The sequence below is a fragment of the Lentibacillus populi genome (assembly GCA_014642895.1).
Lineage (GTDB): Bacteria > Bacillota > Bacilli > Bacillales > Amphibacillaceae > Lentibacillus_C > Lentibacillus_C populi.
In genome coordinates, this window is sequence record BMJD01000021.1 from 1 (window position 1) to 21,665 (window position 21,665).

Annotated in this window: 20 protein-coding genes; 8 read left to right on the forward strand and 12 right to left on the reverse strand. The window is 39.5% G+C overall.

What is annotated here, in order from left to right; translation table 11 throughout:
* Window positions 1–212: 212 nt before the first annotated feature.
* Entirely contained in the window at window positions 213–725 is a 513-nt protein-coding gene (locus tag IEX12_RS13000; protein ID WP_155554288.1) for a hypothetical protein, read from the reverse strand.
* Between the two features lie 179 nt (window positions 726–904).
* On the opposite strand from IEX12_RS13000, the gene IEX12_RS13005 reads away from it, so the two are divergent.
* The gene (locus IEX12_RS13005; protein WP_088051154.1) at window positions 905–2,656 is read left to right on the forward strand and encodes a methyl-accepting chemotaxis protein; all 1,752 of its coding nucleotides are present in this window, start codon (window positions 905–907) and stop codon (window positions 2,654–2,656) included.
* Between the two features lie 41 nt (window positions 2,657–2,697).
* Here IEX12_RS13005 and IEX12_RS13010 read toward each other — a convergent pair whose 3' ends face one another.
* Genes IEX12_RS13010 through IEX12_RS13020 form a run of 3 tightly spaced genes read right to left on the reverse strand, consistent with a single transcriptional unit; the run spans window position 2,698 to window position 4,652 of the window.
* Window positions 2,698–3,264 (reverse strand): DNA-3-methyladenine glycosylase I, encoded by a 567-nt coding sequence (locus IEX12_RS13010; protein WP_102415964.1) that lies wholly within the window; start codon window positions 3,262–3,264, stop codon window positions 2,698–2,700.
* A gap of 24 nt (window positions 3,265–3,288) precedes the next feature.
* Complete coding sequence (locus IEX12_RS13015; protein WP_102415965.1) at window positions 3,289–4,131, reverse strand: sulfurtransferase; 843 nt, start codon at window positions 4,129–4,131, stop codon at window positions 3,289–3,291.
* Between the two features lie 26 nt (window positions 4,132–4,157).
* Window positions 4,158–4,652, reverse strand: a complete 495-nt coding sequence (locus tag IEX12_RS13020) for a GNAT family N-acetyltransferase (protein ID WP_102415966.1) — start codon at window positions 4,650–4,652, stop codon at window positions 4,158–4,160.
* Between the two features lie 300 nt (window positions 4,653–4,952).
* On the opposite strand from IEX12_RS13020, the gene pepT reads away from it, so the two are divergent.
* The 3 genes from pepT (at window position 4,953) to IEX12_RS13035 (ending at window position 7,748) form a co-directional block, all read left to right on the forward strand.
* Window positions 4,953–6,191 (forward strand): peptidase T, encoded by a 1,239-nt coding sequence (gene pepT, locus IEX12_RS13025; protein ID WP_102415967.1) that lies wholly within the window; start codon window positions 4,953–4,955, stop codon window positions 6,189–6,191.
* Window positions 6,192–6,475: 284 nt separating this feature from the next.
* Window positions 6,476–7,480, forward strand: a complete 1,005-nt coding sequence (locus tag IEX12_RS13030) for a D-alanyl-D-alanine carboxypeptidase family protein (RefSeq protein WP_188725304.1) — start codon at window positions 6,476–6,478, stop codon at window positions 7,478–7,480.
* Window positions 7,481–7,577: 97 nt separating this feature from the next.
* Window positions 7,578–7,748, forward strand: a complete 171-nt coding sequence (locus IEX12_RS13035; protein ID WP_155554286.1) for a hypothetical protein — start codon at window positions 7,578–7,580, stop codon at window positions 7,746–7,748.
* Here IEX12_RS13035 and IEX12_RS13040 read toward each other — a convergent pair.
* Entirely contained in the window at window positions 7,741–8,274 is a 534-nt protein-coding gene (locus IEX12_RS13040) for an HD domain-containing protein (protein ID WP_102415968.1), read from the reverse strand. The genes IEX12_RS13035 and IEX12_RS13040 overlap by 8 nt on opposite strands.
* A gap of 205 nt (window positions 8,275–8,479) precedes the next feature.
* Here IEX12_RS13040 and IEX12_RS13045 point away from each other — a divergent pair, with 205 nt between their 5' ends.
* The 3 genes from IEX12_RS13045 to IEX12_RS13055 are packed head-to-tail and all read left to right on the forward strand — an operon-like array spanning window position 8,480 to window position 12,051.
* On the forward strand, window positions 8,480–9,226 hold the full coding sequence (locus IEX12_RS13045) for a DeoR/GlpR family DNA-binding transcription regulator (protein WP_088051162.1): 747 nt from the start codon (window positions 8,480–8,482) through the stop codon (window positions 9,224–9,226).
* Window positions 9,223–10,140, forward strand: coding sequence for a 1-phosphofructokinase (gene pfkB / locus IEX12_RS13050; RefSeq protein ID WP_102415969.1), 918 nt, complete (start codon window positions 9,223–9,225; stop codon window positions 10,138–10,140). The genes IEX12_RS13045 and pfkB overlap by 4 nt, the downstream gene beginning before the upstream one ends.
* A 12-nt stretch (window positions 10,141–10,152) precedes the next feature.
* The gene (locus tag IEX12_RS13055) at window positions 10,153–12,051 is read left to right on the forward strand and encodes a PTS fructose transporter subunit IIABC (RefSeq protein WP_188725305.1); all 1,899 of its coding nucleotides are present in this window, start codon (window positions 10,153–10,155) and stop codon (window positions 12,049–12,051) included.
* Between the two features lie 40 nt (window positions 12,052–12,091).
* Here IEX12_RS13055 and IEX12_RS13060 read toward each other — a convergent pair whose 3' ends face one another.
* The 4 genes from IEX12_RS13060 to IEX12_RS13075 form a co-directional block, all read right to left on the reverse strand.
* A complete protein-coding gene (locus IEX12_RS13060) occupies window positions 12,092–12,544 on the reverse strand; it encodes a DUF2269 family protein (protein WP_188725306.1) in 453 nt (150 codons plus the stop codon).
* A 324-nt stretch (window positions 12,545–12,868) separates the two neighbouring features.
* On the reverse strand, window positions 12,869–14,674 hold the full coding sequence (gene abc-f, locus IEX12_RS13065) for a ribosomal protection-like ABC-F family protein (RefSeq protein WP_188725307.1): 1,806 nt from the start codon (window positions 14,672–14,674) through the stop codon (window positions 12,869–12,871).
* Window positions 14,675–15,082: 408 nt separating this feature from the next.
* Window positions 15,083–15,787 carry a Fic family protein gene (locus IEX12_RS13070; RefSeq protein WP_188725308.1) on the reverse strand — a complete coding sequence of 235 codons (705 nt, stop codon included), beginning with the start codon at window positions 15,785–15,787 and terminating at the stop codon, window positions 15,083–15,085.
* Between the two features lie 312 nt (window positions 15,788–16,099).
* Window positions 16,100–16,552 carry a nucleoside deaminase gene (locus IEX12_RS13075; RefSeq protein WP_188725309.1) on the reverse strand — a complete coding sequence of 151 codons (453 nt, stop codon included), beginning with the start codon at window positions 16,550–16,552 and terminating at the stop codon, window positions 16,100–16,102.
* Between the two features lie 245 nt (window positions 16,553–16,797).
* Here IEX12_RS13075 and IEX12_RS13080 point away from each other — a divergent pair, with 245 nt between their 5' ends.
* Window positions 16,798–17,358 carry a nitroreductase family protein gene (locus IEX12_RS13080; protein ID WP_188725310.1) on the forward strand — a complete coding sequence of 187 codons (561 nt, stop codon included), beginning with the start codon at window positions 16,798–16,800 and terminating at the stop codon, window positions 17,356–17,358.
* A gap of 125 nt (window positions 17,359–17,483) precedes the next feature.
* Here IEX12_RS13080 and IEX12_RS13085 read toward each other — a convergent pair whose 3' ends face one another.
* The 3 genes from IEX12_RS13085 to IEX12_RS13095 are packed head-to-tail and all read right to left on the reverse strand — an operon-like array spanning window position 17,484 to window position 21,152.
* Complete coding sequence (locus IEX12_RS13085; RefSeq protein ID WP_188725311.1) at window positions 17,484–18,617, reverse strand: Ger(x)C family spore germination protein; 1,134 nt, start codon at window positions 18,615–18,617, stop codon at window positions 17,484–17,486.
* On the reverse strand, window positions 18,614–20,071 hold the full coding sequence (locus IEX12_RS13090; RefSeq protein ID WP_188725312.1) for a spore germination protein: 1,458 nt from the start codon (window positions 20,069–20,071) through the stop codon (window positions 18,614–18,616). Before IEX12_RS13090 ends, IEX12_RS13085 begins: the two co-directional genes overlap by 4 nt.
* Entirely contained in the window at window positions 20,061–21,152 is a 1,092-nt protein-coding gene (locus tag IEX12_RS13095; protein ID WP_188725313.1) for a GerAB/ArcD/ProY family transporter, read from the reverse strand. Before IEX12_RS13095 ends, IEX12_RS13090 begins: the two co-directional genes overlap by 11 nt.
* Window positions 21,153–21,665: the final 513 nt, after the last annotated feature.

Below are 21,665 nucleotides of genomic sequence, written 5' to 3' on the forward strand. Positions count from 1 at the left end.
AGTCTCCCTTGGAGAGGCGATTCATCCCCTACCTACTCATTTGGTTTTACCCTATACATTCCTTGAGGAAGGGGTCTTCTCGCCAAAGGAAGATAAAACCCGCTAATTTTGTCATAAAACATTTTTGACCATATTGAATCAGGGCTCCCTATCCTATGCAAAACTGATGAAATATTAAAAAGGAGTGGCCTCGTTCACAGCCTGCCACTCCTTCACCCATCATTCCAAACAATCACACCACATTGTTCATCATGGTCAATTTTCACATCAAAATCATGCTTGCCGTAAAAATGTTTTAGCCGGTTAACATGATCAAAATCACGTTCCACAATGTCACCAGTTATATATTGAACATTTTCATCACGGGCAACTTCTTTCAGATGTTTCATAAGAACAGATCCGTATCCTTTATTTTTCTCCCCTTTTATATCCGCAATAAACAGGGTATCCTCCCCTTTAAATTCCGCTTGAATTGCAGAATGCCATTTACCACGATACGGTGACTCGCAATCATGCAGCATTAGTTGGAGAGTGTCTTCCTTTTTATCCGCATAAACTACTACCAATTGCTCATCTCCAGCCCGATCAATACTAATCACTGCTGATTTTTTAGCGATTTGTTTAATATTATTTTGCATTCTCGCCAATTGTATTTCCAAGGCGTCCAATTCTTCTTTTAGTTCCGCTTTACCTTTTTCTTGTTGCAAAAAGGCTGAATAAACCATCGTTACACCCCCTTCTCTTTCCTCCGTTCAACATACACAATTTGCTATTTTACAAGAAAGACAACCTTGATTTCAAGTGTTAGAAAATTCTTTTTCCCAAAACAAGAATAGTACTTAATACTTAGACGAATGATGCCGATATAATAGAAAAACGCGTTTCAATTAAATGGGGGATATAAATGAAGAAAGGAAAATCGGCTAAGCCAAAAACAAAGAAGCAAACGATGAAAAATCGGCGGTGGCACAATATAAAGATTGGTCAAAAATACCTAACTGTATTTATGATCACAGTAGTTTTATTTATTGTTGCTGGCGCGGTTGTCTATTTTCAACTGTATAAGAGCCAACAGGATATTGATGCAATTGATCAAAGAAGCGATCGGGCCAATGATATAGCAAAAATGGCCGAATTAATCCAGACCAAGGATGTGCAAATTGCCGATTTTATCGTTACTGGCAATGAAATGTATATTGCTGAATTTGTTGAATACCAAAAACAATTCAATGCTTTGGAAGAAAAAATAGAGCCGAAAATGGATACTGCCAAGCAAAAGAAAATATTTGCTGAGGTTAAAAAAGCGGATGAAAAAGTAAACGATATGTTTTTAAACGATATTGCAGCGGCTGTACACACGGAACAGGCTTATATGTCCCAATCACTGAGAGACCAATCGAGCACACTACGGATGAAAAATACAGAACGCATGGGTGAGCTAATGGAAATTGTTGATCATACCCAAAAACAAGCTGTAGAAAATGCAAAGGCCGGCATAAACTACAGTATCATCTCACTGGCGATTGCAATCATTGTTGCGATTGGGATTGGCGTTTTATTGATGTTTGTCATCAGTAGAAGAATCACCGCTAATTTGCAGAAGGTTGTTACCGTTACCACCGAGGTAGCAAATGGAAATTTACTGACTGAATCCGTCCATTATCAAGGGAAGGATGAGGTTGGGCAGCTATCCGCTGCTGTTAACCAAATGAAAGAAAACATTCGTACTATTTTATTTAAAGTTGCCGAGGCTTCTGAATCTGTATCCTCCAGAAGTAAAGAACTAACGCAATCGGCAAACGAAGTAAAAGAAGGAAATGAACAAATCGCAACAACGATGGAGGAAATTTCAGCAGGCGCGGAAACGCAGGCCAACAGTGCTTCTGATTTATCAGAGAACATGAATGATTTTGTCCAAAAAGTGCAGCACTCGGAACAAAATGGTAAGGAAATCGCTAAAAAATCTGATGATGTACTGGGGCTGACCTATGAAGGTACAAACCTGATGCAAAGGTCCGTGACACAGATGAAGCAGATCGATGCAATCGTCACAGAAGCAGTTGATAAAGTTCAAGGATTGGATAAACAGTCGGATCAGGTTTCCAAATTGGTTCTTGTGATTAAGGATATTGCAGATCAAACCAATTTATTGGCACTAAACGCTGCAATTGAGGCTGCACGTGCTGGTGAACATGGAAAGGGTTTTGCCGTTGTAGCAGATGAAGTTAAGAAACTCGCGGAACAGGTCACTGCATCTGTAAAGGAAATCACAAAGATTGTAACGAATATACAAAATGAAACGGATCAGGTAGTCGAGTCCCTGAATTCCGGATACAATGAGGTTAAAGAAGGTACGAAACAAATTCAGACTACAGGCAAAAACTTTCAATCGATAAATAATGCCGTCTTAGATATGGTTGAAAAAATCTCAGAGATATCCTCTAACTTAATGGATATAGCTGATAACAGTAATGATATGAATAACTTAATCGAGGAAATTGCTTCTGTTTCCGAAGAGTCAGCGGCTGGCGTCGAACAAGCGGCAGCATCCGCACAGCAAACCTCAAGCTCAATGGAAGAGGTTTCCAATAGTGCAGATGAACTGGCAAAACTTGCAGAGCAGCTTAATGAGGAATTGAAGGTGTTTAAACTATGACCTTTGGAAAACAGCTACTTCAAGTGAAGCAGCTGTTTTTATTATTTGTTATTCCCGTGATACAAAAAGCAATCCTGCGTATGATCATTCACCATGCCAGTTGCCTGCATAAACGCATAACAAATGGTTGGTCCAACAAATGTAAACCCGCGCTTTTTTAAATCCTTGCTCATTAGCTCTGATTGCTTAGTCGAAGCGGGAACCTCAGTATGTGTTGCCCAGTCATTTAATATAGGTTTCCCGTCAACAAACTGCCAGATATAGGAGTCAAATGAGCTGAACTCCCTTTGCACATTCAAAAAAGCTTGTGCATTCGTAATAGCCGAATGGATCTTTCGTTTATTCCGGATAATTCCTTCATCTTGCAGGAGCTCATTTATTTTATGTTCATCATAAGCACTTATCAGCTCCGGGTCAAAATTATCAAACGCGGCACGATAATTTTCCCGTCTTTTTAATATCGTAATCCAGCTTAAACCTGCCTGTGCCCCTTCCAAACAAAGCATTTCAAACAATTTCTGATCATCATGGGTTGGTTTTCCCCATTCGTCATCATGATAATCAATGTAAATTTGCTCTGAGGTTGCCCATTCACAGCGTGTCTTCATTTGCTAACTTCCCCATTCTTTATATTACTCAGCATCCGTCTCCACTTCGTTTTCCTCATAGGAGATCCAGTCACTGAAACTTCCCGGATATAGCTTCACATTTTCATAGCCTGCCATTTTTAATGCCAGTACGTTTGGACAGGCTGACACACCCGATCCGCAAGAGACAATGATCTCATCGTCTTTGGATAGTGCCTTAAAATGAGAAGCTAGTTCCTTCTCATTTTTCCACAACCCATTTTCATCAAGAACATCTTTCCAAAAATAGTTTTTAGCTCCTGGAATGTGCCCAGCTTTTGCATATAATGGTTCTGTTTTACCCAAGTACCGATCTCTTGCACGCGAATCCAGTAATACAGCTGATCCGTTTTTCAACCTCTCTTTTACGCCATCGATGTGAACAACTTTATTGGCGCGTACCGATGGCTTAAATTGCTTCACCTCTGGAACCGGGATTTTATTAGTCGTTACATGGCCTTGTCGCATCCAACTTGCTAAACCTCCATCTAAAATGTAGACATGCCCATGGCCAGCATAGTGCAGCAACCACCATAACCTTGCAGAGAACATATCATTATCCTGATCGTAAATGACAACTGTCGTTTCGTTGTCAATACCGATCTCACCCATTTTTTCGGCGAAGTCATTGATATCTGGTAATGGATGGTTTCCACCATGCGTTTGAACAGGGCCTGACAAATCTTTGTTCAAATCCAAATAGACCGCACCGGGGATATGCGATTTTTCATATGCCATTCTCCCTGCTTCCGGATCGGCTAAGGAAAACCGGACATCGATGATTGCTGTGTTTTCCGGCTGATCCTTCAAGCGTCTAGCTAACCATTCTGACGATACTAAAACAGACATCCAAATCCCTCCATTTCTTATTTCCATCATAACAATTTCGCCATGCAATATTCATCCACAAAGGCTCCGTCAATGAACAGAGAATGTTTTTTTACACCCTCCATCTCAAACCCTGCTTTTTTATATAAGCCAATTGCCGCTTCGTTTTTCGCAACAACTGTTAGCTCCAAACGGTGCACCCTCTGCTTCCGTGCCCATTGCTCTGCCGCTCGAAAGAATGCTGTTCCAATTCCTTTCCCACGAAAAGCCGGCAAAATACCGATAACTATATAGGCACTATGTCTTGTCCGATTCACTTTTCCCCCAACTGCTAAAAAATAGCCGACCAATGTTCCTGCTTCCTCCGCAACGAAAATGACCGAGTTCGGTTCAGCTGTAAATGCTGCTATCATTTTCTTTATCGATTCTAAAGTCGTTTTTCTTTCATTCGCATCATGGAGCATATAAGCACTTTCATTATCCACTTGTTTGAGCAACTGTAATAATGCCTCTGTGTCGTTTTCAGTAACTTGTCTGATCATGTTTTCACCTTCATTGAATATTCCTTCTACAATAATTCGACAAATACGCTACTGATACCTTTTCATTACGAAAAATAATTCGCCTTGTGATATGCTTATGTAAATATAAAGTGTTCAAAAAACACCAAATTAGCAGTAATTAAGTCGAGGCACCGTAGTGTGAGCACAATGGAGAACTTACCAAAAGTATGTATCGGCACAGAAAAAAAGTAATATTTGCCAAAAAGCGAAGAAACTAGTAAGGGATTATCATTTGGTGGCTTTTTGAACATCCTTATCAGAAAAAGGAGATGGATTCGTATGAAAGACGAACTTATCAAACGGTTCACTACATATGCCAAAGTGGATACACAGTCAAATGAAGACAGTGAAACAACACCATCAACCCAAGGACAATGGGATCTTTTGAACATGCTTGTCGATGAATTACGGCAAATCGGCATGACCGATGTCACAATCGACGACAACGGATATGTAATGGCAACACTACCCGCCAATTCGGAAAAGGAAATTCCAACGATTGGGTTTCTTGCCCATGTGGATACCGCAACAGACTTTACCGGGAAAAATGTTAATCCACAAATCGTTGAGAATTTTGATGGAAATGACATTGCGCTTAACAAAGATGTTGTTTTGTCAGCCAAGGATTTTCCGGAATTGCTAAGCTACAAAGGTCATACATTAATTACAACTGATGGAACAACATTGCTCGGAGCTGATGATAAAGCCGGTATCACTGAAATTATGACGGCAATGGCGTATCTAATTGAACATCCGGAAATAAAGCATGGAAAAATCCGTGTCGCATTTACACCTGACGAGGAAATTGGTCGAGGTCCACATAAATTTGATGTCGATCGATTCAATGCAACATTCGCCTATACAATGGATGGTGGCCCGCTTGGTGAACTGCAATACGAAAGCTTTAACGCGGCCGCTGCAAAAATTACCTTTAAAGGAAACAGTGTTCACCCAGGTACAGCAAAAAATAAAATGGTTAATGCAGGACGAATGGCAGCTGAATTTATTAATAAATTCCCAGCGGATGAAACACCGGAGCAAACAGAAAAATATCAAGGATTTTACCATTTAATTTCCGTAAAGGGAGATGTGGAAAGCACCCAGGTTTACTATATTATTCGTGATTTTGACAAAGAAAACTTTGCCAAACGAAAAGAAACGGTAGAAGCGAATGTCCAAGCAATGAAAGAAAAGTATGGTAAAAGCCGTGTCGAATTAACCATGAAGGATCAATACTATAATATGGGTGAGAAAATTAAACCGGTAAAAGAAATTGTTAATATCGCCTATCAAGCAATGGAAAATTTGAATATCAAGCCAATCGTTCAGCCGATTCGCGGTGGCACGGATGGATCCCAGCTCTCATACATGGGACTGCCAACCCCTAACATTTTCACTGGCGGCGAAAACTTCCACGGTAAATTTGAATATATCTCTGTTGATAATATGGAAAAAGCAACAAATGTGATTGTGGAGATTTGCAGGTTGTTTGAGGAACGGGGCAAGGGAAACAGCTGAGGATTTGCCTCTTATAACATATAAAACACACAGAATGTCAAAATGAACTTCTGTGTGTTTTGGTTTATTCCGCATTAACGGGCTGTAATACAGTTTACTGCAAAAACCTGGAACCCGCATGTTTATGAATATATCTATAATTTAATACTGCCTCCCCTATCCTCATACCTTACCCATAGATTGAACTTTATCCATATGAAAAAATTTCTCATAACGTTGTGCCCCATCCTCGTGCTATAATAGTAAATGGCAAATTCAACATGAAAAAGGGAGATTTAATTAAGATGGTTAAAAAGTCGCTGCCCGTCATCATCACGATGATCATGGGTATTTTCATTCTGACAGCATGTACGAATCAGCAATCAGATCAGAGCGGAAAGAAAAATAATGAAAGCGGAGAAACGGATAATACAAAACTAGTACTGCCAGATCCCGAACTTAAAGAAGGTTCCAAGAGTGATGATGTAAAGCAATTGAAAAACATACTTACTAAACTTGGCTACACGGTCTCGAATAACAGCACATTTGATTCTGATACAAAATTGGCGATCAAGGATTTTCAATCGCAACAGGTTAAGCTCGCAGCAACCGGTATTTACGATCAAGATACGAAAACGTGGCTAAAGAAAGCATTGGATGGGGACTTTAAAATAGACCCTGGTAAAGGTTTTTCACAGGAGGATGTGACAGCAAGTAAAACAGAATCGATTACAGTCACCAATCCGAAAGATATGCTAGTCTTAGTTAATAAACGCCATGCCTTACCAGCCGATTTTGAGCCGGACGACCTGGTAATTCCAAAAGTCCGTTTTCCGTTTACAGAGGATATACCAAAGAAATATATGCGAAAGGAAGCAGCTGATGCACTTGAAAAAATGTTTGCCGCCGGAGATAAGGAAGGACTGGATTTATTTGCACAATCCGGCTATCGCCCCTATGACAGGCAGCAAACCTTGTTTGATGCTTATGCAGAGAAGGACGGCAAGGAAGCGGCAAATAAATATAGTGCACGACCTGGGGAAAGCGAGCATCAATCCGGGTTAGTAATGGATATTACAAGTCCTGATATAGACTATCAGCTGAACATTGAATTTGGCGAAACGGACGAAGGTAAATGGGTCAAAGAAAACGCGCATAAATTCGGGTTTATTATTCGTTATCCAAAAGGAAAAGAGGATATAACGGAGTACCAATATGAGCCGTGGCATTTACGATATGTAGGGAAAAATGCCGCAACGGTTATCTATGAAAAACAGCTCACGCTTGAGGAATATTTAGGTGCCGTGTAAATCAAGAAGCATATATAAATCCTGTATCCCATTATGGTGCAGGATTTTTCTTGTTAATTTTAATTCAATTGCAAATGGATAGGACGAGGAGTTAACTTTGAAAATAAAGATTACCATTTGTATGCCATCCGTGTTATCTGGGTGTAATACGATCCTATTTGGTGTCGCTCGACCGACTTTATCCGTGGCTCGAACGAATTTCGGTGTCGCTCGATCGATTGCCGGTACCTGGATCGATTTTGCCCTTCTTTCGATCAACTTTATATGATTTGATTATTCTGCTCCCCACTTCTATTACCAATCCGCAAATCTAACATGCGAATCCGCTCCAAAGCTTCTGTATCATCAATTTCCCGGTAATGGTGCTTGCCTCCTAATTCCTCATCCGCCTCATCTGCCAGTGCTACAACGTACTGTAATGGTTTTAATTTCAAATTCCCTTCTGGCAAATAGGAATCGGTATGAAGCAGTATCGCTACCGCAATTTCCTTTGCAGCATGCCGATCCTCACCAATTCGAATTAACAATTTATGCGCACGGCTAGCCCCTTTGATCGCATGAATATCATTCTCACGGTATAATTCATAATCCCATTCACCGTCGCGATACCAAGTATAGTGCCCCACGTCATGAAGCAGTGCCGCTTTTGTCGCGAGATCCGGATCAACATGATATCTTTGGGCAAAGCTATAGGCATGCTCCGCCACCGCGACAGCATGAGCAACACCCGAACGCCCCAAATATTTTTGGGTGATTGGATGGATGAAAATCTGTTCTAATGTAATTCTTGCCATTTCAAATCTGCTCCTTTCTAAAATATATTGTTATATACAATAGCATGCTATACCTTCTATTGCAATACGTTTTAACCGAAACTCCATTCTATGAAACTTCTTCTTCCAAAAAAGACTGTTTATGAATTAATTTGATTGTTTTTGGTTGATTTGTGTAATCGCTTCCCTTATACTAAAGGTATTAAAGGAAAAGGGTGCTGTAGAAATGCTCACGACAGAACGACATGATATCATTCTACAATTACTGCGTGAAAAACAAACGATAACACTTCAAGACATAATTAGTGCTACGTCTGCTTCCGAGTCAACCATCAGACGCGATCTGACAGAACTTGAAAAACGCCATGAATTGGAGCGTATTCATGGTGGGGCAACACTGACAGAACGTAAACTGCAGGAATTCAGCATTTCCGAAAAATCAGCCAAAAACCTTCAGGAGAAAATAGCGATTGCCAAATATGCCGCTTCGCTCGTTCAAGAAGGAGATTGTATTTTTCTTGATGCTGGAACAACAACATTACAAGTTATCCCTTTTCTGCAAAACAAAGACGCTGTTATCGTAACCAATGGGCTAACTCACTTGGATTCACTAGTTGAACATGGGATTACAACCTATTTAACCGGTGGATTAATCAAGGCAAAAACCAGTGCACTGATCGGCCAGCAGGCAGTACAATCACTGCAAAATTATCGGTTTGACAAATGCTTTCTCGGTGTAAATGGTTTCCATTCAACATATGGGTATACTACACCTGATCCCGAGGAAGCACATATAAAACAAAGTGCAGGTTCCCTAGCCAAGGAAATTTATGTGCTAGCTGACTACACAAAACTCAATAAAGTAAGTTTTGCCAAAATCTTTGATTTAAATGTTGCTCAGTTGATCACAAATAAACTTGACCAACAGATTTTGGCGGCAATATCACAAGAAACAGAGGTGGTCACAACATGATCTATACATGCACGATAACACCATCAATTGATTACACCGTTTATCTGCCGGAATTTCATGCTGGCGAATTAAATCGCAGCAAGGAAGTGTATTATTACCCGGGCGGCAAGGGGATTAACGTTTCACGGGTCCTGAAAGGACTTGGCGAAAGCAGTATCGCCCTAGGGTTTGCCGGTGGTTTTACCGGCAAATATATTACCGACTTTTTAGAACAGGAAGGAATTCGAACTGATTTTATTCATACTCCAGAAATCACACGTATTAATGTCAAAATTAAAGCAAACGAGGAGTCAGAATTAAACGGTCCAGGGCCGGTGATTACTCCGGAACAACAAGAAGCTTTGCTAGTAAAAATGAAGACATTTGCTGAAGGAGACTGGTTTATTTTAGCGGGTAGTTTGCCAAGTTCTATCAACCGTTCCTTTTATTTGGAAATAGCGAACGTATGTAAACAAAAAAATGTCCATTTTGTCCTTGATACATCTGGACCTGCACTCAAAAATTTAATACCCGCAAAACCATTTTTAATCAAGCCTAATCAACAAGAACTTGGTGAATTATTTGATACAGAGGTCACAACTATTGCTGAGGCAGTCCAGCTTGCAAACCAACTTGTGGAAGAAGGTGTTAAACATGTGATTGTCTCGATGGGTGGTGAAGGGGCTATTCTGGCTACAAAAGATCATGCCTTCGTTGCAAAAGCCCCGCAAGGTACTGTTGTTAACACGGTAGGTTCTGGTGACTCACTGGTTTCCGGTTTTATCGCTTCATATATAAACAATGGGGATCCAGTTCAAGCATTCCGATATGGTGTTGCAAGCGGCAGTGCAACAGCATTTCAAACAGATTTATGTAAAAAAGAAGACGTAATGAAACTTTTCACAAGCGTGCAAATTATTCCATTCCAAGAATAGGATGTGATCAACATGAAAATCACGGATTTGTTAAAAGAAGATACCATTAAATTGGATTTACAAGCAACCTCCAAAACGGATGTGTTAAGTGAATTGGCCGACCAGCTGAACAATGCTGGCAGATTAAACGATAAAGCAGCATTTATTAACAATATCTTTGAACGTGAGGAGCAAAGCACGACCGGTGTTGGCGAAGGGATTGCCATTCCCCATGCCAAGTCGGAAGCGGTAAAAACTCCAGCAATCGCATTCGGCCGTTCGCAAGCTGGTATTGACTATGATTCGCTGGATGGCCAGCCAGCCCATCTATTCTTTATGATTGCTGCAAGTGAAGGTGCAAATAATGCCCATTTGGAAGCATTATCGCGATTGTCAACATTTTTAATGGATCCGAAGTTTCAAGAAAAAATGTACCAGGCAACTACTGAAGCGCAAATTTTGGAAGCGGTAAATACCAAAGAAATGGAATTGGATGGCCCAGAGGAGGAAACCGACCAAACTACTAGTAAGGTTTTAGCGGTAACGGCTTGTCCAACCGGCATTGCCCATACCTATATGGCCGCGGAAAAACTGGCGGAAACCGCAAAGGAAATGGGAATTACCATTAAAGTGGAGACAAACGGATCAAGCGGTGTAAAAAACCGCTTGACAGATGAGGAAATTGCTGAGGCAGATGCGATCATTGTCGCTGCTGATACTAAGGTAGAAATGGATCGATTCAGCGGAAAGCCTGTGATTGAAACAGGCGTCGGTAAAGCGATCCATGAAGCGAAGGACTTATTGAATCGAGCTGTAAATCAGGATGCTCCTATTTATAAAGGAGAAGGATCAAAAAAGAAATCCGATGATAAACAACAGCGAAGCGGCTTTTATAAGCATTTAATGAATGGTGTTTCCAACATGCTGCCATTTGTTGTTGGTGGCGGGATATTAATTGCCATATCTTTTTTCTGGGGAATTAACTCAAGCGACCCGGACAGTCCTGAGTATAATGCGTTTGCTTATATGCTTAACACTATCGGCAGCGGGAAGGCATTCTTCCTGATGGTGCCAGTGCTTGCCGGCTTTATCGCTTCCAGTATCGCTGATCGCCCAGGTTTTGCACCGGGTATGATTGGCGGATTAATTGCAGTCACGGTCACTGGTGTAGAGGGTGCTGCAGGTGGATCCGGTTTTCTAGGCGGACTGATTGCTGGTTTCCTTGCTGGTTATGTTACAGTGCTTATTAAAAAGGCGTTCGAGAAATTACCCGATTCATTGGAAGGCTTAAAACCGGTTTTGTTTTACCCTTTATTTAGTATTGCTATTACTGGATTAATCATGATGCTGATCAATCCACCGTTAACGACCATTTATACAGGTCTAACATCATTTTTGGAAAGTATGAGTGGAACAAACCAAGTACTGGTCGGAATTATTTTAGGTGCAATGATGGCACTTGATTTGGGGGGACCGGTCAATAAGGCTGCCTACACATTCGGGATTGCCATGCTGGATGCACAGAACTATACCTTTATTGCAACAGTAATGGCAGCAGGTATGGTACCACCACTCGGTATGGCACTGGCAACAACATTATTTAAGCGCCGCTTTACCAAACAAGAACGTGAGGCAGGAAAAACAGCATATGCACTTGGTGCGTGTTTTATCACAGAGGGTGTTATTCCATTTGCCGCAGCCGATCCAGCCCGGGTAATTCCATCCGCCATGGTGGGAGCTGCTGTTACAGGTGGACTATCGATGTTATTTGATATTGGATTGCGTGCACCACACGGCGGGATCTTTGTCATTGGATTGGTAGAAGGTGGCATTGGCAAAATACTGCTTTATTTACTGGCAATTATTATTGGCGCGATTGTAACAGCTTTGCTAGCCGGTTTATTGAAAAAGGATATCGAAAAAACAGCATAACAAAACGGGCTTCGTCATATGATGAAGCCCGTTTAACTTATTAAAACGGTTTTGTTATCATTAACGCGATGACTATTAAGAAGATCAGATTTTCGATCCGTTCATAAAAGAATAGCTTTTTTGCTAAGGTGTAGTACCTATCCGGAATATCATCGCCTGCATAACTTTTTAATAATGCTTTGATCGGCTTTGACCTCGGCGACAAAACAATTGGTCCAAAACCGAGTGCTATCAGGAAAAGAATCAGACTTGTTACATACCACCCAGCATGGAATAAATACGGATTCAGTGCTCCCATCCATAACCCGGTTATTAGCAATAACGTTCCCCCTACCATCACAAAAATATGCAATCGATTTCGTATCGCATAAGCGTGACGTAATTCTGTCATCGTCGTTGCTTTCGTTACAACATAAATCATTACAAATCCAGGTCCCATTCCTATTATTGCGGAAAAAACATGAATAAAGACAAGAAACTTATAGAATGTCACAGGCTACTTACCTCCAACTAACAAAATCTCCCTTTGTAATTTTAGTATACCTAACCGAGATATATGACGCTGTGACATTCGCCACGTTTCATAGAACTTTTGTAGTTGAATTTGAGTCTGATCTGCAAATTTTGTGTCTGTTGTTAGCGGCTTTCGTTTCTATCGGCGGGTTTTATAGTTTAATCGGCGCTTTTTTCTCTTCTATCGGCGGGTTTTGTTGTTTTATCAGCGCTTTTTTTCATTTAATCGGCGAATTCCTATGTTTTATCGGCGGGTTTGCACCTTAACAACACCCGCCTCCTTTTACGGTGATTTCGGCCAAATCTACTGTTTCAATTCATCAAGCTTTCCTCTTATTCGCCTTATCTCTTCCATTGCCCGCCTCTGCTCCTCTTCATCCACAGCACTCATTGTCATTAACTGCGTTAGTTTTAATTCCAGTTCCTGGATTTCATTTTTCTTGTGAACATCTTGCTTCCTCATCACTTTATGCGCTAAAAACGCATCATAATCACCATGGTAATCAACAATTTCGCGACCGCCCAGTTCAATAAAGCGGTTTGCCACCTTTTTGACTAAATATCGGTCATGCGAAACAAGCATGATCGCACCCGGATAGGTAACAAGAACGTCTTCAATAATTTCCTTCGTATCCACATCCAGAAAATTCGTCGGTTCATCCAGGATAAGCAGATTCGCGTTACTAAAATACAAATGAAGAAACGCGACACGGCATTTTTCCCCCATGCTAAGATGGTTGATTTTTTTAAAGACCGTTTCTCTTGAAAATAAAAAACAGCCAAGAATGGTTCGTGCCTCGGATTGGGTCATATTCGGCAATTCCAGCATACTATCAAGAATGGTTTTCTCCCCATCCAAATTATCAAGCTCTTGCGCAAAATAACCAATTTTCGTTTGTGGGTTGAATGTAACCATTCCTGATGAAGGCTGGAGTTTGCCGATAGCCAGTTTAAGCAGTGTCGACTTACCGGAACCATTCGGACCTACAACTGCAAGGCGATCTCCTCTGTTAACAGATGACGTAAAATCTGAAAAGAGCACATCTTCGTCACGATAGGAAAAGGTGATATTTTCCATATGCAAAAGCCGTCTCGCGGAAAATCCGCTTCCTTCCAAGTTCATTTGTAACTGTTTGTCGGATTGCGGTTTCTCCACTCGATTTGCTTCTAGCCGCTCCAATTCTTTTTCCTTAGCCTTAAATCGGGACACATTCTTTTTCGCCTTTGACCGTGCAAAATCATTTTGCCCAGCCGCTTTATGAGCCTGTTGAAACCATTGCTGATACTGCTGGATGGTTTGCAGCAGTTCATCCCGCTTTTGCTCCTGTTTCCGATAAAGCGTGGCCTGGGTGCGCTGCTCCAGCTCTTTTTGTCTGCGATAATCTGTATATCCGCCAGCATATTTTTTACACTCATCCGGGTTCAGCTCATAAATGTGATGTGCTGTTTTGTCCAAAAAGTACCGATCATGCGAGACATATAGCACTGCGCCGGAAAAATTTTGCAGCCACTCTTCCAACCATTCAATGGTCTCTTTATCTAAATGATTTGTCGGTTCATCCATTAAAATACAGGATGGATTCTGCATCATTAGACGAGCTAACTGAACCCGTGTCTTTTGCCCACCGCTTAACTGCTGAAAGGAATTCTCCCAGGCTAACTCATCCAGTTTTACATCGTGCAAACATTTTTCAGCCTCGGGCTCAAGCTGGTAGCCATCAACTGCTAAAAACTGGTTATAAATATCATTGTATTTATCTAACAACGCAGTATCGGCACTATCTAATTGCGCTTGAATTTTTTCCAGTTGCTGTTTTAAAAGATAGCGTGTTTCAGCAGCTGATTGTACATAATCCATTACCGTAATGGATGGATTAACGCTTGGGTCCTGCTCAAGCACTCCCCATTGCTGCAAGGGAACAAACCTTGTTATTGTACCATCATCGAAGGCTATCCGGCCTAACAGCCCGTTTAATAATGTCGTTTTACCAGATCCATTCCGACCAAATAATGCAACATGTTCCCCTTTTTTCAGTTCCAGATCAATATAGTCAAATAGTGTTTTTCCGTTCCATTCTTTACGAAGTCTTTTTGCTTTAAAAATAAACATATCTATACCCCCACTCATTTTCTCATTAAAAAACACAGGATTCTGTCCCGTGAATGAATGCGATGGAGATATGGATATGCCTAATAAAAGAAGCCAGATACCAAAGCCCAGAGCTCCAAAACACACCTAGGCTGGCAACCTTCCGGAAAGTCGGCTATCCTGCAAAAGCACACACGTACCCCATTCGTTTCATTCAGACAGAAACGTTTGCCTTGACACCATTCTCAAGACGAATTGGAATAAACGTGGGTTTACTTCATTGCAGGATAGAACCTCCTTCATGTATTGTTGTTTTTATCATACTAATGAGAGTCTCTGTTGTCAACTGGTTCAGGGCTTTCACCCTATAGCTTGCACCAATCCCAGTCATAGCACTAAAAAACGACCCTTTAACAAGAGTCGTTATGATTAAGGTTCAAAGTCGTTTTCCAATTTGGACTCATTGGCTTTAAATGAATAAATTCTATTCCTTTCTTTTTTTATTTTCTTTTCCGCATACTCCCTGAACCCTTCGACATCTTGTGTTGACAAGAAAAAGATATACCTTTCTTTCTCTTCTTTCTCAATAATTAAAGGAGCTAAATCATTCTTTAGCAATAAATAATTCTTCATTAATCTTCCAGTTCGACCATTCCCATCTGCAAATGGATGGATACGTTCAAACGAAATATGACTTTCACAGACCAGTTGGACGATTTCTTCCTTTGAGGTTGCTAAATTCACTCGGTAATTAATATTATCCAACCATTGTTTCATGGCTAAAGGGGTTTCATTTGGTTTCGTTGTTTCGAAATCGGTTCCTTTAATATAGTTCACTTCTGTTTTAAACTTTCCTCTTTCATGATGTAGACGGTTCATCAATAAAGAGTGTGTTTCCAATAAAACATCCATTGTAAAATCCTTTTGTAATGTATCGGGATCAAATAAATACTCCATTGCGTATCGGTGATTATCAATTTCATATAATTCCCGTAAAGAAACCTTATTCGGTACGGTATGATGGAGAATAATCGACACGGTTTCAGGTAAACTAATTGTGTTGTTTTCTATTGCACTGGAATGGTGAGTCATTCGAACAAGAAAATCATCCATATATTCCCTTGGCAGCTCCATATTGCAACCTCCCCACTTTTTCCATAATATCTTATGGAACAGTATACCACTCTACTTATGGCTTTATCACCCAATTTGTTATTGAAAAATATAATTCTTCAGAGATAAATTATAAAAACATTGATTTAACGTATTCTGTAGTGAAAACTAAAACTTCTGGCTGCCTAAGACTGTTTTACGATTTGTCCTATACAATAAACAATAACTTAATTAGCAATCCATCATAAAAGGCCTGTCAAATCGACAGGCCTACCGTTCCACTATCTACAGTCAATGTACGTTCTGAATATTATCCAGTGCAGTCCCTGCTGTTTAAGATCGTTCCTTCCAAATCTTCATCGGATCTTCCTGTCCTTCATCCAGCGGCATTTGCACTATTTTTAGCGCACGTTCTTCTTTTGACTTTTGCAAGTCCTCATAAATTGCCTTCGATTTACCCAACCCCACTTCAACCGCATCCTCAACTGAATTACAGTAATACACCTGATCGATTCCGGCAAAACTCATGGCGGTTAAGCACATTGGGCATGGTTCACCGCTTGCATACATGGTATAACCTTCTAAAACGGTCGTATGCATCTTCTTTTGCGCACGTCTTATTGCCAGCATTTCCGCATGGGCACTCACATCAAAGCGCTTATGTAGTTCGTTTACCCCTTCTGCTACAAGATGACCGTTTTTGACTAACACCGCACCAAACGGCTGGCCACCCTCGCGAACATTTTCTACAGCTAATTCAATAGCACGTTCCATAAATTTATCCATTATGCCTGCCTCCCTTTAACCTTTTGCCTTTTCTGTATTATACCATTTGACAAGCGCAAAATCCTTATACATAAAATGCGGCTATTCGAACCAGAAAGACTGTATTGCTGCTACACAAAATACCATGATAACCAGCACAACGATTAAAACAGCAAACGCTATTGATTTCCGTTCTCTTTTCGGGTACACTTTAATTGATAACAATTATCAATTACACACAGGAATTACAAAGGAGTGGATTTCCGGTGGAAGAAACAAAAGAACAAACTTCGATTGCCAAGATTATCCGTGAACGACGTGCTGTAAAAAAAGGGTATAATGATAAACCTGTAACAAAAGAAGCTGTATTTGAACTATTAGAAGATGCAATTTGGGCACCAAACCATGGACTTCGGCAGCCATGGCGCTTTATTTTTATTGGCCCTGAACATAAACAAAGCTTTGCCAAACAGGTAGCTGCGACCTACCCGGAAGAGAGACAGGAAAACCGTGAAGAATATCTTAACGAACCAAATGCCTTTCTCGCTGTCATCATGCAAGTCCCAGAAACCAAAAAGCAATATGATGAAAACTTCGGTGCGACCGCATGTATGATCCAAAACTTTTGGCTGCTGGCATGGGAAAAGAAACTCGGTGTTGTATGGAAAACAAACCCGCATATCTATGACCCTAAAATGAAAGAAATTTTAAACATTGATGAAGACGAAAAAATCGTTGGCCTCCTGCATCTTGGCTATTTTGATGAAGAGCCGGTAAAGAAAGACAGAATACCTGTAGTTGAGAAGTTTTCAGTGTTTGAAGAGTAATGTAAATAACCTGTCCACCAAAATCACTCGGTGGACAGTACCTCATTTCTGAATCAATAATAAAAAATCCCCAAAGATCGCTAACCTGCCAAAAAACATGACAAAATAGCATCAATTATTCATAATTAGTAATGAATACCTTTACTTTTTAAATGAAAATTAATGAAAACATCAGTTAAGCTTTCCTCAGTAAGCTGATAATTACGTACCTTTTCCGAATCCATTCCATGGCGATAGAGTTTATTTTTCAAATTATAAACATCAACATTTTTTTCTATCCCTTTTTGATATGTTGTTACAATTTCTTTTTTAATTTGCTTTTTTACAATCCGTTCAATTTCTTTTTCTGGCAGCTCCTTCATTAAATCAGTAACAAATCCCTTAAGTTTTACTTCAATTGTAAATTTCGTTTCCTTACCAGAACCTGATAACTTTATATGCGCTTTAGGTTTTTGTATTTCTACCATGCCGATCGTTTCTCCATGATAACGAATGGAAACCGGAGTATTGCTTGTTTTTGGCTCGATCCATCTCAGACCGACAATCTCATCAAACGACATCCACTGCTTATATTTTCCTTCTGATATTGGAAATACACCATTTACTTTCACTGTTTCTTTGTACATTTTATCTTTTTCTTCCTTTTTCACCCAATCACCTGTAGTGAATGAGAGTGAGGGCAATAGGGCAGTACCACCTGGATCTTTATAAGTAGAAACGAAACTGTACATACGGATTGGCTCAATGTAAGAAAAAACTTTATAAGTATCATTCGGTTTATATAAAATTGTATACAAGGGAGGAAGTTGAAAAAAACCTGAAGTACCAAGTATTTTCTCTATCGGCTCTTTTGTTCCAAACATCCATGGCGTATAGCGAAATTCGCCATTTCTCTGTATTGATTGCTGTACCTTTTGAATTCCGTTTTCTAATACAGATTTTGAAAAAATAATTGCACCAATGTGCCCCCAATTAATTGGCTGTTGTGAGGTTCTATACAAATTATTTACTGCCTCTGCTATGGTTTCGCCAGAGCCTTTTCCTAAAAATAATGGAGCACTTTCTCCCTGCTTTTCACCTTCATGTTTCGCCACGTTAACAAAATCGAGTATTTGAACATAAAGCTTATACTGTCCGTCGACATAATCTATTCCGATTGTTGAAGCATAGTTGACCTCTCCTATCTCTTTTTCATCCCAGCAACCAGATGTAATGGCTAAAATCAATATACAGATCCAAATATATTTACATAACTTCAATTATTGTCTCCCCTGTCCTTATCCCTTGTTTTAAGCATTTTTGCACGTTTATTTTCCTTTGTTACCGGCAGCTTGAACAGTGATTTTAATACGTCCTGTTTAACAAACGGAGATATCGGGCTCAAATATGGGATACCAAACGACTCCAACTTAGCAAGATAGGCAACAATAAAAAATAGACTGATAAAAAAGCCAAACATACCTAATACAGATGCACACAAAATTGAAAAAATCCTTAGAATGGTTACTGTTCCAAATAATGATTGATTACCAAGTGTAAAAGTTGCGACCGCAGTGATAGAAGAAATAACAAGCATCGTTGGAGATGTCATACCGGCTCGAATTGCTGCATCTCCTACAATTAGCCCGCCAACTACTGCAATGGTTTGCCCGACAGCCTTCGGCAAACGAACTCCTGCTTCTCGAAAAAGCTCAAACAGACCTAGCATTAATAAAATTTCAATTGTTGTATTGAATGGAATTCCTAATCGAGAGGCACCTATAGTTGCCAGCAAGGGAAATGGAATTTGGTCCACGTTATAAGCAGATAAAGCTATCCAAAATGCTGGTAAAAAAATGGCTAGTATTAGACCGGTAATCCGGAGGAATAGTTCAAGGGTTACATAATAATACGATATATGAGCATCTTCAGAGGAATTTAAAAGCAAACCCAAATTTGCCGGACCAATAATTACGTTTGGGTTATTATCAATAAAAATGGCAAAACGTCCACGCATTAAACAACTCACAACTCCATCCGGACGTGAAATGGATTCCATTAAAGGAAATAAGGAATATTTGGAGTCCCCAAGCAGTTCAATTAACTGATTATCACTGTTAAGGATGTCTATATCCACATTGTTTAACCGTTTTGTCACTTCGTTAATCTTTTCATCATTCTGTATATCTGTCAGATAAACAAGATTAACTTTTGTATTACTTCTCTTGCCAATGGTGAATGATTTTGTCACTAAAGAATTTGTCTTTAGTCGTTTACGCACTAGTCCGATATTAGAATTAATATCTTCGATGAATCCATCCCTTGGTCCTTTTAGTGAAACTTCAGTTATAGATTCCTCGGGAGTTCTTTTTGGCGGATTGGCTGTATTAAAAAAATAAATCGTCTTACCTATTGCAATAGCTGTGAAACCGTCGAACACTTTTTTTCGAATTTGCTCGCTGACCGCAGAGTCTTTTTTGTTCCACTGAACAGATTCCGCTTCGTTCTTTCTTTCTATTGCTCTCCGTCCATGTAAAAAATAAATTCGCTGCAAATCCGGCAAAATACTCTTTGTTAAGAGATCTGTATCGGCCAAAGCCTCGCAATAAACAATAATAATTTGTTCGGAATCAGTATCATTGACTAAACGGTGTTCTTTAACATTAATGTCTAATGAATACTGAAAAAGTTCCAGGAAATAATCGATTTGTTCCGACTCTCTTTTACTTTTCACTTAAGTTCCTCCTGTCCTTTGATTTCCAAACCAAGAACGCAATTAAGAGCGTCACAATAACCGCAAAAAGGCTGCTTCCATAGTAAAAGTAATCCCGTAAAAACAAAATGAAATGTTCATCTGAAATGGGTACATAAAGAAAAATCAAATAAAGAACACAAACACAACTTTGAATAAAAAGACGGCCCTTTTTTGTCTTTATATTAAATGCACTAGTAATTAAATACAGGATCAGTGCCAAACGTATAAAGGCACCGGATAACCATTGATAGATCGATAAAAAATCCAAATGGTTAAAATATGTACCAATACTAAGAATCCTCCATTGAAAAAAAGCGGGATATTTTAATGCTGCTACTTCTTCTGCTCCAAAAACCGCAATGCTTCCTAACAACGGCCCGATTGTTAAAATACTTAGAAAAAAGGTTAGTAATAATAAATGGGAAAGGTTAATTTTTCTTATGATATGCTGTTGAAGAAACAGCAGTAAAAAGACCTCAATATTGGAACCAAAAACTAAAACAACACCATTTATTACATTAATCCAGCTATTCTCTACTAATATTGGTGTAATAAGAGAATAATCTTTATCGGGAATTGTCCCTATCGTTACAAATAAACCAAACACAATCACAAATGGGAGGAGAACCCCTGCACAAATTGCGATCACATTAATTTTTCCGATTGAAATATATAGTGAAGCTGCCAGTATCGAGAAACCAATTATGAACATAGGAGTATTCGGCAAGTATGTCTCATTTGTCCAACTAATTGTTTCTTTGAACGTAATCCATCCTGTAATAAGAAGAAATATAATAAGACAAATAGCCAATAATCTGCTTAATACAGGGCGATATGCAATTTCAAGCCACTCAAATACAGATCGTTCTTTAAAATGCCTGCTTACAAATACAAGTAAAAACATAAACAGTGCGCTAATCAAGTAACCCACTATCACACTAATCCATGCATCTCGCCCGGCAACATCAATAAGTAAAGGGATAATAAGTACGTGATTACTTAAACCAGTGCTTAATAAGAAAATAAAAAAAAACTGCGGTATGTTAATTTTGCCACCCATGTTTTTCCCCCGTTTGTTTCAGTAATATTTAGCATGTGATAGTTGCAGTTTTACTATGTACCTAAATAAGGATTTTGTTACTAAGAAGGTTTGGACAGTGAATATATACAATCTATCGAAAATCACCGAAAAAAGGGAAAGGAAATAATGCAATACAGTTTAGAGAATAGATGGAATTATCAATTAACATGCAATACAAGCATCGCGGTATAAATTGAAGTGAAAAGATTGTATCCGTGGGGAGATGAATAATTGGAAGTGAAGCAGACTTCCTAAAATGGAATTATCCTATTTTCTGTAAAATTATATCTCACTTTCGTTATGGTTTCCTCAGGTAAACAAAATAATTAAAACAATCGATATTTTGGGAAGTATTATTATAACTATGCAAAATGAAATGGATTAAAAGTATCTCAAGAGGGAACTAAGATTTTTAATTTGTTACATTCTGTTCTTTCCTTTACAGGTTACATTCAATTTTAAAGGAAGCAAACAATAGCAGTCTGCTTCCTT

Bases quoted from the DNA above. Each gene is read 5' to 3' on its own strand.
- IEX12_RS13000 (WP_155554288.1), bottom strand. From the start codon at position 725: ATGGTTTATTCAGCCTTTTTGCAACAAGAAAAAGGTAAAGCGGAACTA.
- IEX12_RS13005 (WP_088051154.1), top strand. From the start codon at position 905: ATGAAGAAAGGAAAATCGGCTAAGCCAAAAACAAAGAAGCAAACGATG.
- IEX12_RS13010 (WP_102415964.1), bottom strand. From the start codon at position 3,264: ATGAAGACACGCTGTGAATGGGCAACCTCAGAGCAAATTTACATTGAT.
- IEX12_RS13015 (WP_102415965.1), bottom strand. From the start codon at position 4,131: ATGTCTGTTTTAGTATCGTCAGAATGGTTAGCTAGACGCTTGAAGGAT.
- IEX12_RS13020 (WP_102415966.1), bottom strand. From the start codon at position 4,652: ATGATCAGACAAGTTACTGAAAACGACACAGAGGCATTATTACAGTTG.
- pepT (WP_102415967.1), top strand. From the start codon at position 4,953: ATGAAAGACGAACTTATCAAACGGTTCACTACATATGCCAAAGTGGAT.
- IEX12_RS13030 (WP_188725304.1), top strand. From the start codon at position 6,476: ATGGTTAAAAAGTCGCTGCCCGTCATCATCACGATGATCATGGGTATT.
- IEX12_RS13040 (WP_102415968.1), bottom strand. From the start codon at position 8,274: ATGGCAAGAATTACATTAGAACAGATTTTCATCCATCCAATCACCCAA.
- IEX12_RS13045 (WP_088051162.1), top strand. From the start codon at position 8,480: ATGCTCACGACAGAACGACATGATATCATTCTACAATTACTGCGTGAA.
- pfkB (WP_102415969.1), top strand. From the start codon at position 9,223: ATGATCTATACATGCACGATAACACCATCAATTGATTACACCGTTTAT.
- IEX12_RS13055 (WP_188725305.1), top strand. From the start codon at position 10,153: ATGAAAATCACGGATTTGTTAAAAGAAGATACCATTAAATTGGATTTA.
- abc-f (WP_188725307.1), bottom strand. From the start codon at position 14,674: ATGTTTATTTTTAAAGCAAAAAGACTTCGTAAAGAATGGAACGGAAAA.
- IEX12_RS13070 (WP_188725308.1), bottom strand. From the start codon at position 15,787: ATGGAGCTGCCAAGGGAATATATGGATGATTTTCTTGTTCGAATGACT.
- IEX12_RS13075 (WP_188725309.1), bottom strand. From the start codon at position 16,552: ATGGATAAATTTATGGAACGTGCTATTGAATTAGCTGTAGAAAATGTT.
- IEX12_RS13095 (WP_188725313.1), bottom strand. From the start codon at position 21,152: ATGGGTGGCAAAATTAACATACCGCAGTTTTTTTTTATTTTCTTATTA.